The 14,908-nt window shown below is 66.9% G+C and carries 11 protein-coding genes; 1 reads left to right on the top strand and 10 read right to left on the bottom strand.

Features of this window, described 5'->3' with window-relative positions; all coding sequences use genetic code 11:
• The 10 genes from ACZ0AE_RS10945 to ACZ0AE_RS10990 form a co-directional block, all read right to left on the bottom strand.
• Positions 1-2,790, bottom strand: coding sequence for a type VI secretion system Vgr family protein (locus tag ACZ0AE_RS10945; protein ID WP_463601109.1), 2,790 nt, complete (start codon positions 2,788-2,790; stop codon positions 1-3).
• A gap of 141 nt (positions 2,791-2,931) precedes the next feature.
• Positions 2,932-3,564, bottom strand: coding sequence for a hypothetical protein (locus ACZ0AE_RS10950; protein WP_038688052.1), 633 nt, complete (start codon positions 3,562-3,564; stop codon positions 2,932-2,934).
• A gap of 55 nt (positions 3,565-3,619) precedes the next feature.
• Entirely contained in the window at positions 3,620-4,222 is a 603-nt protein-coding gene (locus ACZ0AE_RS10955) for a hypothetical protein (RefSeq protein ID WP_185753510.1), read from the bottom strand.
• Between the two features lie 8 nt (positions 4,223-4,230).
• A complete protein-coding gene (locus tag ACZ0AE_RS10960) occupies positions 4,231-6,414 on the bottom strand; it encodes an SH3 domain-containing protein (protein WP_463601110.1) in 2,184 nt (727 codons plus the stop codon).
• Positions 6,407-7,816, bottom strand: a complete 1,410-nt coding sequence (locus ACZ0AE_RS10965; RefSeq protein WP_463601111.1) for a hypothetical protein — start codon at positions 7,814-7,816, stop codon at positions 6,407-6,409. Before ACZ0AE_RS10965 ends, ACZ0AE_RS10960 begins: the two co-directional genes overlap by 8 nt.
• Before the next feature lie 2 nt (positions 7,817-7,818).
• Positions 7,819-8,418: a hypothetical protein gene (locus tag ACZ0AE_RS10970; protein WP_447594025.1), complete on the bottom strand. Its 600-nt coding sequence runs from the start codon at positions 8,416-8,418 to the stop codon at positions 7,819-7,821.
• 2 nt (positions 8,419-8,420) lie between these two features.
• Complete coding sequence (locus tag ACZ0AE_RS10975; RefSeq protein WP_463601112.1) at positions 8,421-11,204, bottom strand: type VI secretion system Vgr family protein; 2,784 nt, start codon at positions 11,202-11,204, stop codon at positions 8,421-8,423.
• 351 nt (positions 11,205-11,555) lie between these two features.
• Positions 11,556-12,185 carry a DUF3304 domain-containing protein gene (locus tag ACZ0AE_RS10980; protein ID WP_463602088.1) on the bottom strand — a complete coding sequence of 210 codons (630 nt, stop codon included), beginning with the start codon at positions 12,183-12,185 and terminating at the stop codon, positions 11,556-11,558.
• Between the two features lie 241 nt (positions 12,186-12,426).
• Positions 12,427-12,915: a DUF3304 domain-containing protein gene (locus ACZ0AE_RS10985; RefSeq protein ID WP_463601113.1), complete on the bottom strand. Its 489-nt coding sequence runs from the start codon at positions 12,913-12,915 to the stop codon at positions 12,427-12,429.
• A 105-nt stretch (positions 12,916-13,020) separates the two neighbouring features.
• Positions 13,021-13,449, bottom strand: coding sequence for a DUF3304 domain-containing protein (locus tag ACZ0AE_RS10990; RefSeq protein ID WP_463601114.1), 429 nt, complete (start codon positions 13,447-13,449; stop codon positions 13,021-13,023).
• 392 nt (positions 13,450-13,841) lie between these two features.
• Here ACZ0AE_RS10990 and tssA point away from each other — a divergent pair, with 392 nt between their 5' ends.
• A complete protein-coding gene (tssA, locus tag ACZ0AE_RS10995; RefSeq protein ID WP_463601115.1) occupies positions 13,842-14,906 on the top strand; it encodes a type VI secretion system protein TssA in 1,065 nt (354 codons plus the stop codon).
• Positions 14,907-14,908 lie beyond the last annotated feature (2 nt).

Genomic DNA, 14,908 nt, shown 5'->3' on the forward strand with positions numbered 1-14,908 from the left:
TCAGCCCTTCGGGGTCAACGGCGCGGCGCGCTGCGCGGCCAACAGCAGGCATTCCTTGCACACCGACTGCGGGAACACCGGCAACGGATAGTTGCCGCTGCCGCCGGGCTGGAACGACTTGCGCGCCGCATGCACGGTGATGGTGCCGGGCGCGGTGAAGGTGATGTTGCCCTGTTCGATGGTGAGGCTGGCACCGCCGGCCGTGGCCACGTGAAGCGTGCGCCCGGCGGCCAGCTCAACCGCCGCCTGGCCGCTGGCACCGCGCAGCGTCGCCTGCGACTGCACCCGGATCTCGTCGTTCTGCGCCAGCAGCTCCAGCGTGCCGGTGCCGCTGACCACGCTCAACGTGGTGGCCTGCGCGCCTTGGCCGGTGCGCGCTGCGGCAAGCACGCCCAAGGCCTGGCGGCTGTGCCAGCGCGCCTGGCCCATCACCACGCTTTCGCTGGCCAGACCGCTGCCGAGGGTGAGCGTTTCGCCCAGCGCCCACTGCAGTGACTGCCCGGCCACATGACCGATGCCACCCGGCGCGGCGATGCCCAGCAACGGGTCACCGGTATGCGGCACGCTGTCTGCGCCGGCCGCGGCATCGCGATCCGGCGCCGCCCCGCGCGCATCGGGGTAGGCCCCGCCCGTCACCGCGGTGCGGGTACTGCGCAGCAGCGCCTGCAGCGGGGCCGCATCGGGCACCAGCCGGGACTGCGCCGGGCGCGCCACGCCTTCGCTGTCGGCAAGGCGCACGGTTTGATGGGTGCCGGCCGCCGCCGCAAACGTGCTGCCCAGCGTGTCCAGCTGGGTCAGCAGGGCGACCGGTGCCGATGCGGTGCCTGCGGGATTGGCGGCGCCCGCATAGGCACTGAGCCACAGCCCCGCGCGGCCACGCACGCTGCCCCAGGCATCGCTGCGCAGTTCGAACCCTTCGCCGCGCAGGCTGCCGCGGAAGTTGTCGGCCTGGTGGACCAGGTGGCCCAGGCTCAGGCCGCTGGACGCCTGCGTGGTCGCCAACTGCAAGCGCAGCTGGGCATCGCTGTCGTCGAACAGCAGGCGGCTGTAGCCCTGCCCGCCCCACTCGCGGGACTGCACGCCCCACATGGCCCCGGCGTGCCGGTGCGCATCCTCGCCGCCGCCGGCGGCGTGCCACGCCGGTGCATGGCCGCCACTGCGGTTGCCCTGCGCGCTGGCCACGGCATCGCCGGCCTGCGCATAGGCGCTGGTGTCGGCTTCGGCGCTGCGGCCGCCCGGGGTCGGCACGGTGCCGGCCTCACCCTGGCCGTTGTACAGGCTGCCCAGTACCACCGGGCGATCAATGTCGCCCTCCAGGAAGCCCACCAGGACTTCCTGCCCCACGCGCGGCACGAACTGGCTGCCCACGCCCGGCCCCGCGTAGCGCTGGGCCACGCGCAGCCAGGTGCTGTCGGCACTCGCGCCGGCAGCGCTCTGGAAATGGAAACGAACCCGGATCCGCCCGAGGCTGTCGGCGTGCACGTCACGCGCACCCTCCGTGCTGACCCCGGGCGCGGCCACCACCACGGCCGTCTGGTAGCCCGGTGCCAACGGCCGCGGGTTCAGGCGCGCACCGCTGTCGTCGAACAACACCGGCCGCCAGGCCAGGTCGCGTGCCTGGGCGTCGAAGGTATTGGTGTAGCCGTGCGTCTGTGCGGCCCCGGAACGGTCTGCGGACGCCTCGGCGGCGTCCACCGGTTGAAGCCCCGCAAGTGCCTCGCGCAGGTCCACCGGCAGATTGTTGATTCCCACATGCCGCACCCGGGTCAGCACGAGTTCGGCCGGCGCGTTCCCGGGCAACCCGGTCACCGTCAACCACTGGCCGGCCGTGGCGCTGCGCAGCGTGCTGCGCCCCTGCCACTGCTGAGCCTGCGCCTCGCCTGCCTGGGCCATCAGCCCGGCGTAACGATCCGCTTCCACACTGTCGGCAAAGCTGTAAGCACCCGATGGGTCATACACCTCGCGTGCGTCACCCTGCCCGCCGCCTTCCAACGGCACGCCGGCGGCGATCGAACGGCTGGCCTTGTAATCATCACTGTGCAGCGTGAGGCGCTGGGCGCCCAGGCGACGCCGGCGGCCTACGGCCTGCACGGTGTCGTCGGCTTCGGTGGCATCGGCACGGTGGAAACGCACACCGCCGCCCGCCTGCGACACCAGGTCCTGCGTCTGCGCAGCCGCATCGGCAAACAGCACCAGCACGTGGCCACCTGGATCCTGCCCGCTGTCTTCCACCCGCCAGCCCAGGCCTTCTTCGGCCAGCAGGCGCTGGATGAAGGCCAGGTCGGTCTCGCGGTACTGCACGCAGTAGCTGCGCGGTCGCGCGCCCTTGAGAAAATCCGCCGCTTCCCCGCTCCAGCGCCACTGCAGCTGGCCGGCGTGGTCGCCCAATACGGTGTCGACGATCTGCTGCACGTCCATGTTCTGGAACACGCGGCTGTGGTGGCCGTGTTCCAACCGGCAACTGGCATCACGCAGCACCACGCGGTAGCGCGCCAGGCCGCCGTCGTCCGCCAGCAGGTACGCTTCGGTGATCAGGCCATGCCGGGGCAGCCAGCGACCATCGGCCAGGCGGGTCTGCAGGCAGGCAGCACTGCCCAGCCACTGTTCCAGGGGCAGGTCGGCGTCGAGCGCCAACAGCAGCACCTCGTAGCGGAACCCGTGCGAGAGCTGTTCTTCACCCTGCCAGCGGTCCACCAGCACCATCGGCGCATCCGGCAACTGCATCCGGTACAGACGTTCCCCATCCAACAACCGGGCCGCCTGTGTCATCAGGTTCCGCATTGCTTCCATGGCTCACCTTGGCTCGCGCGCCACCGGCAGTGCCGGTGCCGCTTCCATCCCCTGTGGTCCGACGGTAGCAGATGCAAAACCAACACGCACGCTACGCAAGGCAGCGTCCGTTAAAACCACGTCAACGTGCCGCCAACGTAGTCAGTAGGTGGCGTAGGGAACTTCAACCACCACGGGGGCGCCGGGCGATCCCACCGGGCGCAGCGTGAAGCGGTCCAGCGTGCCATCCTCATCGGCGAAGGTGGTCGACTGGAACTGCAGCGTGTAGCTGCGGGTGCCGGTCTTGACCGTGCCGGCGGCATCGATGCTGGCGCCCGGGGGCAGCAGCAGCCCGCCCAGGTCGCTATAGGCCTCGATCGCGTCATGGAAAACGTACGTGGCCAGCGCGCCGTCGCGTTTCATTTCGTACACGCGCGGTTCGTAGGGCGGCGGGGTGTCGTTGCCCTCGTTGAGCAGGTCCGACACCCAGACGCCGGGCAGGCGGTACTGCGTTTCCAGCACGCCCGCGTCCAGCCGGTCGCTGCTCACCACCATGCAGCAGACCACGCGCTTGGCTTCCCGGTCCAGGATGGCAAAGCGCGTACCCTTGGCCGCGGTGGTCGGCAGCATCGCGAACGCCAGGTCGTCCTGTGCCGGCTCGACCCCATTGGCCGAGTGCAGGTTGCGCCAGCCGCCGAAGACCGGGGCCGTGGTTGCGCCCTGTGCCGCGGCGTCCAGGGCAACGGAAAGCCCCAGCGCCAACAGCAGCGCCTGCGTGATGTTTCTACCCTGCATGGGTGTGGGTCCAGTGTTGAAAGCGCCGCCACTATGCGTCAGCGGCGCGGGAGGATCAATTGGTGCCGAAGCGTACGTCGACCGTCTGTGCGGCGCCACCGTTTTCGGGCGTGAGGCGGTAGGTTTCCAGCCCGCCGTCGTCGTCGGGCAGCGTATCCACGGTGCGGACCACCGTGTAGGTAGCACCGCCGAAGCTCACCTTGCCCGCGCCGGCGGCCTGTGCATCGGCTGGCAGCAACAGCCCGCCCCATTCGCCACTCTCGGTGAAATGCCCCTCGAACCGGTAGCCCAGCAGGCGACCCACCGGGCGCGCCGCGAACACGTGCGATGCCCCGCCGGCGCCATTGTCCAGCCCACTGGTCAGATCCGATGCCCACACCCCGGGTACCTGGTAGGAATGTTCCAGGGTGGCCTGCTGCAGCCGCGGGCTGGACACCTCCAGGCAGCAGACGGGCTGCCACCGGGTCAGGTCCATCACCGTGAAGCGGGTGCCTTTGCCCGCGTCGGCGGGCAGCATCACGAACGCGCTGCGCTGTTCGGACACCGAATACGCCGGCCCGATCGTCAGGCTGCGCCAGCCGCCCGCGGACGGCCCTGCCGCCTGGGCGCTGCCAGCGGCGGCAAGCAGGGAAAACACAACAGCGGTGACGCCTTTCATGGACATGCTCAATTACCTGTTTTGGACCAATGCGGTTCGTCGACCTTGTTCTTGGGACCGAAGTAGGTCCAGTGATAGACCTTGTACGTGGCGCCCACTTCCTGCAGGTCGCGCTTGCTGGTGATCGCCACCGACACGCCACTGGCGTTCTTGACCGTCTTGCCGATGCCCCACGGGGGATCGAACTTCATGTCGATCGCCTCGCCCCCGTTGTGGTTGGAACTGTAGGGCTTGCCGATCGCGCCGGCCGCGGCATACGCCTGGTCCATCGCACGCGCGCCCTTTTTGGCCGCGTCCAGGTCCGGCTTGCCGTTCGCGTCCAGGTGCTCCCAGTCGATGTTGACCGGTTCGTCGCCATTCTGCGGCACGAACTTGGGCACCTTGCCGGGCGCCAGCCCCTGCACCACTTCGCGGGCGTAGTACATCAGGTAGGAGCGCTGCGGCGGGCGCAGGGTGGTATTGATGATCACGTCGATGCCACCGGCCTTCATCGCCGCGATGAAGCTGCTGGCGCCCTCGCGGAACGGCGACTTGAGGTCGGCCACCTTGGCGCTCTGCAGGAACCGGCCATGCCAGTGCTTGCCGCTCTTGCTGGTCGCACCGCCATCGGTGGCCGCGGCATTGGCCTCGCCCAGCGGCGAATAGAAGTTGTTGAGCAGCGCGATCGGGTGGATGTGGTACACCTCCGGCGACACTGGGAAACCGGGCACCTTCGGTTGCACCTTGTCCCACCAGCGCAGGTGCTTGATGCGCAGCTTCTCGGCGCTCCACTCGGGCTGGCCGCCCAGCATCAGCGGGTCCAGCGCATCCCACTTGGCATCGCTGCCGCCCCACTCGCTTTCGTACCTGGCGATCATCCGGCTCATGGCCTGGGCCATCAGCGGCTGTTCCATCGCCGTGCGCAGCTCGGCCTTGGACAGGTAGCCACTCTTGTCGGTGTCCAGCTGCTCATAGAGCTTCTTGACCAGCGCGCTCTTGTCCACCTTGTCGGCGCGCATCTTGTAGTCGGTAACCTCATCGGCGCGCAGCGCGCCCATGTTCACCAGCGAGGCCGACAGCATGTCCACCGGCTGGATCTGGCCCTCTTCCACCCAGTCGAAGCCCGGCCACGCCCACGGCGACTGCCAGCCCACCTTCGGCATGCCGCTTTCGCAGACCCAGCCGACGTGGATCTTGCCGGCATTCTGGCTGCGCACCGACACGCGCCACCACGGCTTGCCATCGGCGTCGACAACGCGATCTGCCGGCGGATTCTTCTCCAGCTCGGCGCGGGTCATCACCCGTGCAAACGCGGCTTCGCCACCGGCATCGGGGCCATCCAGCCGCAACGGGAACTTCTTCCACACCTTCATGCCGTCGGCACCGCACGACACCAGCGACGCACGCTCCACCCACACCGCGTCGCCCTGCGGCATGCGCATCTCGCGACGTTTGTAGTTCAGTTTCTTGGCCAGCTTCTCGTCGAGGGTCCGGTCGGTGTCGGCCGGGCCGACGAACCAGCCGGTCCATTCGGCATCCGGCGCCTTGGCGTAGCGCTTGCTTTTGGACGAGTACGCGCCCAACGCCTCGCGGTCCATCACCACCAGCCCCGCCTTCTGGATCTTCGCCCACGGACCGATCGCACCGTCCTTGCCCTGCACCAGCCGCGTGTCGGCCGGCCAGGTGGTGTCGTGCGCCACCGGCAGCTTGAGCTTGGCCCCCTTGTCGATCAGGAACATCGATCCGGTATTGGGGGGCAGCAGCGACGCATACTTGCGCGCCGTCTTGATGAACACCGGCAGGTCATTGCCGGCAAACGTTTCGATGTGCACCATCTGCCGCCAGCCGCGCTTGGCGCGCGGCTGGGCATCCACGTACTGCTGGTACTCGCCTACGTGGCCGAGCAGCGCACCGGCACTGACCGGAATGGGCTTTTCCGGAATCACCACCTGGTCCAGGGTGAGTGGCGCCTTGGGGCCGGGGTCCAGCTCGGACAGGAACACCCAACCCTGCGCGGCCGCCGGATCCACTGCCTCGCCCGAACGCACCGGCGCGATCTGGCCTTCCAGGATACGGTCGATCTGCGCCCACTTTTCGCCACGGTTCTTCACCGTGATACGGGCACCGCGCGGCAGCAGCCCGATGCGGGCGCTCTTGCCGTTGGCTTCCTTGCGGATATTGAGGCCGATGATCGGCGCGGCGGCGTCACTCATGGACGAGCTCCTCGGACGTCACGTTGTCCCATTCCTTGGTCTCGGGCGGGAAGAACCCGAGCAGTTCGTTGGCTTCGCTGGAGATACCGTGGCCGCAATCGCAGCCGACTTCTTCCACCTCGGCCGGGGCTTCCGCAGCGGCTTGCACCGGGGGCGGCGGCACCTCCTGTTTGTCCTTGGCGCGCTCACCCACGACGAACTCGTTGCTGGCATCCCAGTACGCCGGCCGGACGCGCTTGGGATTCTCTTCGTAGCCCTGGAAGTCCAGCAGGTGCATGTACAGGCTGTAGAACACCATCTGCATGCCCGGATCACGCGGTTTGGGCGCATCCGCCTTGGCCGGTTCCTTCTTTGCCGTGCCCGGCGCCGCTGCCGCCGCAGCACCGGTGGTCGCCCCTGCGGCGCCCGCGGCGGCAACACCGCCGGACGGGTTGTCGGGCGTGCAGGTCTTGGGCGCGTTCTTCTCGGCCTCGGCCTTGAACAGCGACTCGGCATTCGGCGGCAGCTCAATACGATGCCGCACCAGCGTGAAGCCGGACGAATACGCTGCGCTGCGCTGCACCTTGGGGAAGGTGATTTCGGGGTACTTGCGGTTCACCATGTAGGCGACGATCTCGCCATCCTTGATGCAGCGCACGCCATCGGTCTGGTTCAGTACGGTGCCGGTGCCGGCATCGAAATGGATGCCGCCATGCCACAGGCCGCTGGCGCCGATCGGGAAGAACCCGTCGTCGGCCTTGCTCAACGCGCCCTGCAGTGCCGGCAGGCCGATATACGCGGCACCGTCGAGCGCTGTGGTCTTGCCCTGCGGCGGGAACGGATACGACCAGGGTTGCTGCACCTCCACCGGCTCGCAGCAGCCAAGCGCATAGCCGGCGAACTTGGCCATGTACTTGCCCACCGAAGTGCCGAAGGCGTCGGTGGCATTGATCGCCCCGCCGGTCTTCAGGAAGGCCATCACCGCCGGGGTCTTGTACTTGCCTTCTTTGGGCGTGACCGTGCCGTAGCCCTTCAGGTGGGCCGCAGCGATGATCCCCGATTCGGTGACCAGCACCCCGCCGATGGTCTGCCCGATGTACGCGTGCGCGCCATACTTCCGGCCCATGCTGCACAGCCGCCGCACCCAGGCCTGGCCCGCCTTGTCCTGGATGGCCTCGCTGTTGCGGAACACCTGCAGGCTGGTGGCGCCGTCCTTGCCGGTCCACGTGCCGTCCCAGTCCTGGAAGAACTTGCCGTCCTTTTCGTGCTTCTGTCCGTCGTGGTTGAAGTAGCCCAGGTCCATCAGCGCGTCTTCGCCGAACTGGTACTTACCCACGTAGCCGAACTTGTTGATGATCGACAGGTTGCCGCCGCCTTCGGAGGCGAACAACGCATTGAGGAAGCCCTGCAGGTCCTTTGCCATGATCAGTTCCCGGTGCAGAACGCGGTGTAATCTTCGTCGCTGATCTGCACCGGTGCCAGCTCGCTGATGCGATCCATGGCCTCGGCAGGCAGCGTGCCCAGCCAATGCACCTGGCACTTGTCGACCAGGCGCCCGGCCATGCGGCCGGTAGCGGGGTCGTACAGCGCCACCAGGGTGGTCAGGTTGCACTGGTGCGCCTGGCAGGCGCGGTACAGCCAGCGTTCGCCGGCCGCGGTCTGGATGCGTTCGCCCTGCGGCTGCGGCCCGCTGCCGATCCGCTCGCGCAGACGCGCATCGCCGAGCGACGCCGCGTCAGCCAGCATGTCGCTGAACGCCTTGTCCACGCGCGCGTCGTACTGCGGGCAGGTTTTGCCGCAGACGGCATCCCCCACCAGGTTGAACAGTTCGGTGGCCAGCGGATCGGTCGCCTCGGAGGCGGTTGCGGCAGCGGGCTCGGCTGCCGGTGCATCCACGGCCACCGCGGCGGTGGCCGCATCACCCTGGGCGGCGGCATCGGCCACCTGGTCTGCCGGCGGCTGTGCCTGGCAGGCGGCCAGCAGCATCGCGCCGGACAGCAGCGATGCGAGAAAAATCCTGTTCATGCTCATCCCGAGAATCCAATGATGCGTTGTTTCTTGAGGTCCCCATGCACCCAGCTCTTGAGCTCGGCCTGGTAGTTGCTGGGACCTGTGAACGACTTCTTGCCGGCGTGCACGACGATGTTGCCCGGCGCGGTGAAGGTGATGTTGCCGCCCTCGATGGTCACGCTGGCGCCGCCGGCGGTGGCCACGTGCAGGGTCTTGCCGGCGGACAGGTCGAACTGCGACTGGGCACTGGCCATCTTCAGCGCGGCCTGCGCCTGGATGCGCAGTTCGTCCTGCTGTGCCTGCACGTCCAGCTCACCCTGCCCGGCCACCACGCTCAGCGCAGCAGCCGTTGCCGCCTTGCCCTGCACCGCCGTCGCCAGCACGCCCAGGCTTTGCGCGGCATGCAGCCGCATCTGCCCCATCACAGCCGTTTCGCTGGCCTGCCCGCTGCCCAGCGTCAAGGTCTCGCCGATCGCCCAGCCCAGCGCCTGCCCGGCCACGTGCACTACGCCGTCCGGCGCGGCCAGGCCCAGCAGTGCATCGCCGACGTGCGGCACCTTGTTTTCACCGGCACCAGCATCGCGCTCGGCCGCCTGTCCACGGGCCGGCGCGTACTCGACGCCCTCCACGGTGGTGCGCGCACTGGCCAGCAGCGCGGCCAGCGGTGCCTTGTCCTGCACCAGCCGCGAGCGATTGGGTTGCTGCGCACCTTCGTGCGCGGCCAGCTTGCTGGTCAGGTGGGTACTGGCCGCCGTTGCGAAGGAGGTGCCCAGCGTCTGCAACTGAGTCAGCAGCGCGACCGGCTGCGCCGCATCACCGGCCTTGCCCTGCGCGCCGCGCGCATAGCCACTCAGCCACAGCCCCGAGCGCGCACGCAGCGCACCCCAGGCATCACTGCGCAACTCAAAGCCCTCACCGCGCAGGCTGCCGCGGAAATTGTCGGCCTGGTGGATCAGGTGGCCCAGGTTGAGGCTGGTCACCGCCTGGGTGGTCAGCAGCTGTGCGCGCAGCTGGGCGTCGCTGTCGTCGAACAGCAGCGCGTTGTAGCCACTGCCGCCCCACTCCTTGGAGCGCACGCCCCACAGTGCACCGGGATGGCGGTGCGCATCGTCGCCGGCGGCGGCCGCATGCCAGGCCGGCGCGTGTCCGCCGGTCACATTGGCCTGCGCGCTGGCGCGTGCATCGGCGGCCTGCGCATAGGCGCCGGTGTCACTGCTTGCCGCCTGGCCGGCCGGGGTCGGTGCCACGCCAGCTTCGCCGCGCCCGTTGTAGAGCGCGCCCAGCACCACCGGGCGATCAATATCACCGTCGAGGAAGCCGACCACCACCTCCTGACCGATCCGCGGCAGGAACTGGCTGCCCACCCCGGGGCCGGCATAGCGCTGCGCCACGCGAAGCCACGCACTGTCGCGCGCGGCATCGCCCTGACCGGACTGGAAATGGAACTTGACCCGGATACGCCCAGCCAGATCCGCGTGCACTTCGTGGCTGCCGGCGCCGGCAGCGCTGCCCTGCGCGCCCACCACGATCGCGGTCTGGTAGCCCGGCGCCAGCGGGCGCGGGTTCAGGCGCACGCCGGTGTCATCATGCAGCACCGGCCGCCACGGCGTCGTGCGCTGGATCGCGGTGAAGGCATTAGCATAGCCCACCGCTTCGGCGCGCTCGTGCACGGCTGGATCGACCGGATGCGCGGAAGGTGCAGCGCCCAATGCCTGCGCAAGCGACGCCCGCAGGTCCACGGGAAGATTGTTGACGCCGAGATGCCGGACGCCTGTCAGCAGCACCTCGGACGGCGCCGACGCGGGCACCTGGCCGATCCGCAGCCACTGGCCCGCACACAGCGAGCGCACGCTGCTGCGTCCGCGCCACGCCTGGTTGCGCGCTTCGTGCGCTTCGGCCTGCAGGCCCGCCAGGCGGTCACCGTCGCTGCTGTCGGCAAACGCATAGGCGCCGGCCGGATCATAGGCCTCGCGCGCGGACTGGCTGCCGCCGCCATTGACCGGCACCTGCGCGCCCTGCCCGCTGCTGCGCTTGTAGTCACCGCTGAAGACCGTGAGCCGATTGCTGCCCAGCCGACGCGACTGACCCAACGCCTGCACCGTGTCCTCGCTTTCCGTGGCGTCACTGCGATGGAAACGCACGCCGCTGCTCGACGACGTCCCGTCTTCCGGCTGCGTCGCGCTGTCGGAGAAGATCACCATGCAGTGGCCGGCGGGCGCCTCGGCGTCGTTCTGCACGCGCCAGCCCAGCCCTTCTTCCGCCAGCAAGCGCTGCACGAACGCCGCATCGCTTTCGCGGTACTGCACGCAGTAGCTGCGCTTGCGCTCGGCACCAAGGAAACCGGCCACTTCGTCGCTCCACTGCCAGCGGGCAATATCTTTGTAGCCGTCGAACACCGACGACAGGATGTCCTGCACGCTGCGCTCCTGGAACACGCGGCTGTGCCGACCGTGCTCCAACCACCACGTCCACGGCCGCAGGCCGATGCGGTAGCGCGCCACGCCGCCATCGCTACCGAGCAGGGTCGCATCGCTCACCAGGCCCACACGTTCGATATCGGCGCCACTGGCGGCCCGCGTAGTCAAGGTCGCGCGCTGGCCCAGCCATGCCTCCAGGTCGAGGCCGGCATCGAGCGAGAGGAAATCGATCACGTAATCGAAATGCGTGGACAGCGATTCCTCGCCGCTCCACCGCTCGACCACCAGGTCGCCCGCCCCCGGCAGGGCCAGACGATGCAAACGCGGGGCACCCGAAAGGCCCGCGACCTGTGCGAATAAAGAGTTCAACGCGTCCAATGCCATCTCTGCCAGCTGTCATCCCGCGGCGCGGGACGTCCTTTCCCAACCGCGAAATGTACCAGAAGCGTCAGAAACCCAACACCGTCGCGTTGGATCGGGGTCCGAATGAGACTCCAATCACATTTTCACGCGGCGTAGATGACCGAAATACGTCACTGCCTGCAGCTTGGCCCTGCGGACATCCTGCTTCGCGCGGAACGTTCCACCCTCGCTCAGCCCCCCATCGCCATGCCCAACTGCTGGAATGCACCTCCAATGGACGGGACACTGCCGGGCGGCAACGTAGAGAGGCCACGGCACTCCTCGTGCATCCGCACCTAATCACACCACCCAAAAACGTCCCACGCTAGAGCATTAACGCCACTCTTCTCGAACAGTATCCTCGCCGGCACTCAGCCCAGCCTCCTCACCGGTAAGTGGGTAGCGCGGATGCCCCAGATAGAACGGCGTCACGAAGGACCGCACCTCACCGCTTCGAAGAAAATGTACTGCCAGATGACCGACCTCGACGCCGTAGTCCGGAATCGGCACCGCACGACGGTGGTAGGTTTTTAGATCGTCTGTCCATTTGACTTGAATCTGCAATCCCTGATGCCACTTGGCAGGAACGCGGGCACAGCAAACAGTGGAGCTACCGCCGTCATGCGCGCGAACAAAGCTACCACCGCCCCCGATGTCGACGGAGAACTCGGCTACTCTCGTGTCGGTATGGTTATACCCAACCACACCTACGGGAACCGACTGCGCCCCGGCCTGACAGGCACCCAAGCCCAGTATGAAGAGCAGCGATACCGCGTTTCGCACAAGCGCTACCGAGGACACCTCACATTCTCCGACTATAAGGTTGGTTGAGCACTCGCGAGCCACCTTGGTACGCGCACATGCTCGATGATACTGCTTGCTCCCTTGAAATCGCCGACCCATGCCACGGCAAGCGAGACGACACGAGACGAGACGAGACGAGACGACACGAGACGATCGCATTTTCAGCCAGATCTTGCCCAAGAAAGCATACAGCGAGCAGTAGCCTATTCGACACCGTCCGTGTACATAGAACACGAGCGGATCACAGTTTGGCGCCCCGCCACCTCAACCTGGCCTTGGCACTCCGAGCCCTTCTTCCTCATACATGCGATTGCGCTGGCCCTGCGCTGGGCTTCAGCACCGGATAGCAAACGACGGCCATCCGACGGCATCGGCTGTGCGCCGGTCGGTTCGCGATGGCTCATCCCTCTTCCTCTTTCCCTTTCCATTCATTGCCGATAGCACTGCCGTCTCTCATTAAACTGGACTCGGGACCTTTTAGCGGGTAGTTCGGATGCCCTGGAAACAGCGATGTCACAAAGATCTTCACATCGCCATTTCGCAGGAAATGCACGACCATCTGCCCGTCGGAGGGCTCGTATTCTGGAATGACGACCGATCGTCGCTTGTAACTCTTTAGGTCCGTCGTCCATTCGACCTCTACCGTCAATCCAGACCGCCAGTTCTTCGGAATCGAGACGCAACAGGAAGTGCCACCTTCGTGGTGTGCTTCGACAAAACTGCCTCCTGCTGCCCCATTTACTAGGAACTGCGAGATGTCAGTGTCAGTGTGGTTGTAGCCCAGCACACCAACCGGTCCCATGTCATCCGCTAGCCGGCACGCAGCAAGCAAAAAACCGATAAAAAGCACTGAACATCCCAGCCACGCCGATTTACGCTGCATCGTCATCTTTCCGCCTCAATGTCATCTTCTATAACACCGCTGATCCTGAGCAAGCATGGGTACCTTACATTCACTCGCGTTGCCTACAATTCGCGTCTTCAGACGCTTCGCTTAAAGCAAACTCTTCCACACTGGATCGTTCCCCTCACGCAGACCAGCCTCCGATCCACTCAAGGGGTATTCCGGATGGCCAAGGACCATGGACGTGACAAATACTTTTACCTCGCCATTGCGGAGAAAGTGCACCGCCAGATTACCTATGCTCTCGTAGCGGGGCACGGGAACGGTTGCCTGATGGTAGGTAGTCAGGTCATTAGTCCACCGCACCCGCACGTCCATGCCCGGCTTCCATTGGTCCGGCATCAAGGTGCAGCAGACGGTGCCGCCTTCGGCGTGACGCCGGGCAGATCCACCGTTGCCACCATTGATGGTGAACTGCGGTATGTCCCCGTCGGTGTGGTTGTAGCCAAGAATGCCGACTTCGGTAGCGGCCTCACGTCCACGACACGCTGCCAACAGCGGCAGCAGCAGAACGAGCAAGCCCAGCAGCCAGATTGTCCTACCACGCATGTCGTTCTTCTTTTGACTTCAGCCATGCAACCAGTGAGAACGTCAGGAGAAGAGGCGCACCTGTCCTCAGCCTGAGGGGGCGCCCTCCTGCGGGCCGGCACACGAGGTTGACGCCGCAGTGAGGGTCTCCCACGACGGCACAATCGCCGCCCCGATTCCCCAGGACTTCTGTGTCCACGCCAGGAACGGTAACAAATCGACGGTGGCCCCGGTACCGGGGAATTCCTACACGCAAGCGTGCTCAACATCACAATTTCACACAGTCGTGATCTTCCCGGTCGCAGCCAACTGTCACGGCCGTGATCCCCGCAGCCCACGATCACCACGCTAGAATCACCGCAGTTCCCATCTCGAGATTTGCCATGCTGGATCAGGATGCCCTGCTGGCCCCGATTGCCGACCACGCCCCCACCGGCGACGACCTGTCCTTCTCGCCGGAATTCGACCGGATCCAGGAGAGCCGGCGTGCCGATGACCCGACCCTGGACCAGGGCGAGTGGCAGACCGACATCAAATACGCCGACTGGAGCAGCGTCGCCCGTGAATGCGCCGACCTGCTGCAGACCCGCACCAAGGACCTGCGCCTGGCCGGCTGGCTGACCGAAGCGGCCACCCAGGTGGAGGGCTTCCGCGGCCTTACCACCGGCTACCGCGTGGTGGCCGGGCTGTGCGACCAGTATTGGGACGACGTGCATCCTGTGGCCGTCGACGACGACCAGGAAGAACGCATCGGCAACCTCAGCTGGCTGCTCAGCAATTCGCTGCAGTGGCTGCGCAACGTGCCGATCGTGTCCGCGCCGCAGGGCCGCTTCAGCCTGTCCGATTTCGAAGTGGCGCATTCGCGGGCCAGCAATGGCGGCGACTACCACGACGATCGCCCTGGCCTGGAACAGCTGGAAGCGGCCCGCCGCGATACCCAGCATGAGTTCTATCGCCAGCTGGTCGAGGTTCTGCCGGAATGCGCCGACGCGCTGGCCGCGTTGCAGGCCGCAGTCGACAACCGCCTGGGCCTGGATGGCCCCAGCTTCAGCGCGGTGCGCGAGCAGATCGAGCACCTGCAGCGCACGGTGATGCGCTTCGCGCGCGACGCGGGCGTGCTGCTGGACGGCGACATGGCCGAAGACATCGCCGCCGATGACAGCTTCGCGGTAGAGGTGAGCAGCACCGATAGCGCGGCCGCCGCTGCGCCCCGTGGCCCGGCCGGCGCGCCCACCAGCCGCAAGGAAGCGCTGCAGCAACTGCGCCAGGTGGCCGAGTTCTTCCGCCGCACCGAACCGCACAGCCCGGTGGCCTACCTGGCCGAAAAGGCCGCGCGTTGGGGCGAGATGCCGCTGCACGTGTGGCTCAAGCGGGTCATCAAGGATTCCAGCGTGCTCGACCAGATGGAAGAGATGCTGGACATCAACCAGAACCTCGACGGGCAGTAAGC

Source organism: Stenotrophomonas sp. AC248, from assembly GCF_979258185.1.

What these genes read in the sequence shown, in the direction of transcription:
- ACZ0AE_RS10975 (WP_463601112.1), bottom strand. Translation starts at nt 11,204, where the DNA reads ATGGCATTGGACGCGTTGAACTCTTTATTCGCACAGGTCGCGGGCCTT.
- ACZ0AE_RS10960 (WP_463601110.1), bottom strand. Translation starts at nt 6,414, where the DNA reads ATGAGTGACGCCGCCGCGCCGATCATCGGCCTCAATATCCGCAAGGAA.
- tssA (WP_463601115.1), top strand. Translation starts at nt 13,842, where the DNA reads ATGCTGGATCAGGATGCCCTGCTGGCCCCGATTGCCGACCACGCCCCC.
- ACZ0AE_RS10985 (WP_463601113.1), bottom strand. Translation starts at nt 12,915, where the DNA reads ATGACGATGCAGCGTAAATCGGCGTGGCTGGGATGTTCAGTGCTTTTT.
- ACZ0AE_RS10950 (WP_038688052.1), bottom strand. Translation starts at nt 3,564, where the DNA reads ATGCAGGGTAGAAACATCACGCAGGCGCTGCTGTTGGCGCTGGGGCTT.
- ACZ0AE_RS10970 (WP_447594025.1), bottom strand. Translation starts at nt 8,418, where the DNA reads ATGAACAGGATTTTTCTCGCATCGCTGCTGTCCGGCGCGATGCTGCTG.
- ACZ0AE_RS10945 (WP_463601109.1), bottom strand. Translation starts at nt 2,790, where the DNA reads ATGGAAGCAATGCGGAACCTGATGACACAGGCGGCCCGGTTGTTGGAT.
- ACZ0AE_RS10955 (WP_185753510.1), bottom strand. Translation starts at nt 4,222, where the DNA reads ATGAAAGGCGTCACCGCTGTTGTGTTTTCCCTGCTTGCCGCCGCTGGC.
- ACZ0AE_RS10965 (WP_463601111.1), bottom strand. Translation starts at nt 7,816, where the DNA reads ATGGCAAAGGACCTGCAGGGCTTCCTCAATGCGTTGTTCGCCTCCGAA.
- ACZ0AE_RS10980 (WP_463602088.1), bottom strand. Translation starts at nt 12,185, where the DNA reads ATGCGATCGTCTCGTGTCGTCTCGTCTCGTCTCGTCTCGTGTCGTCTC.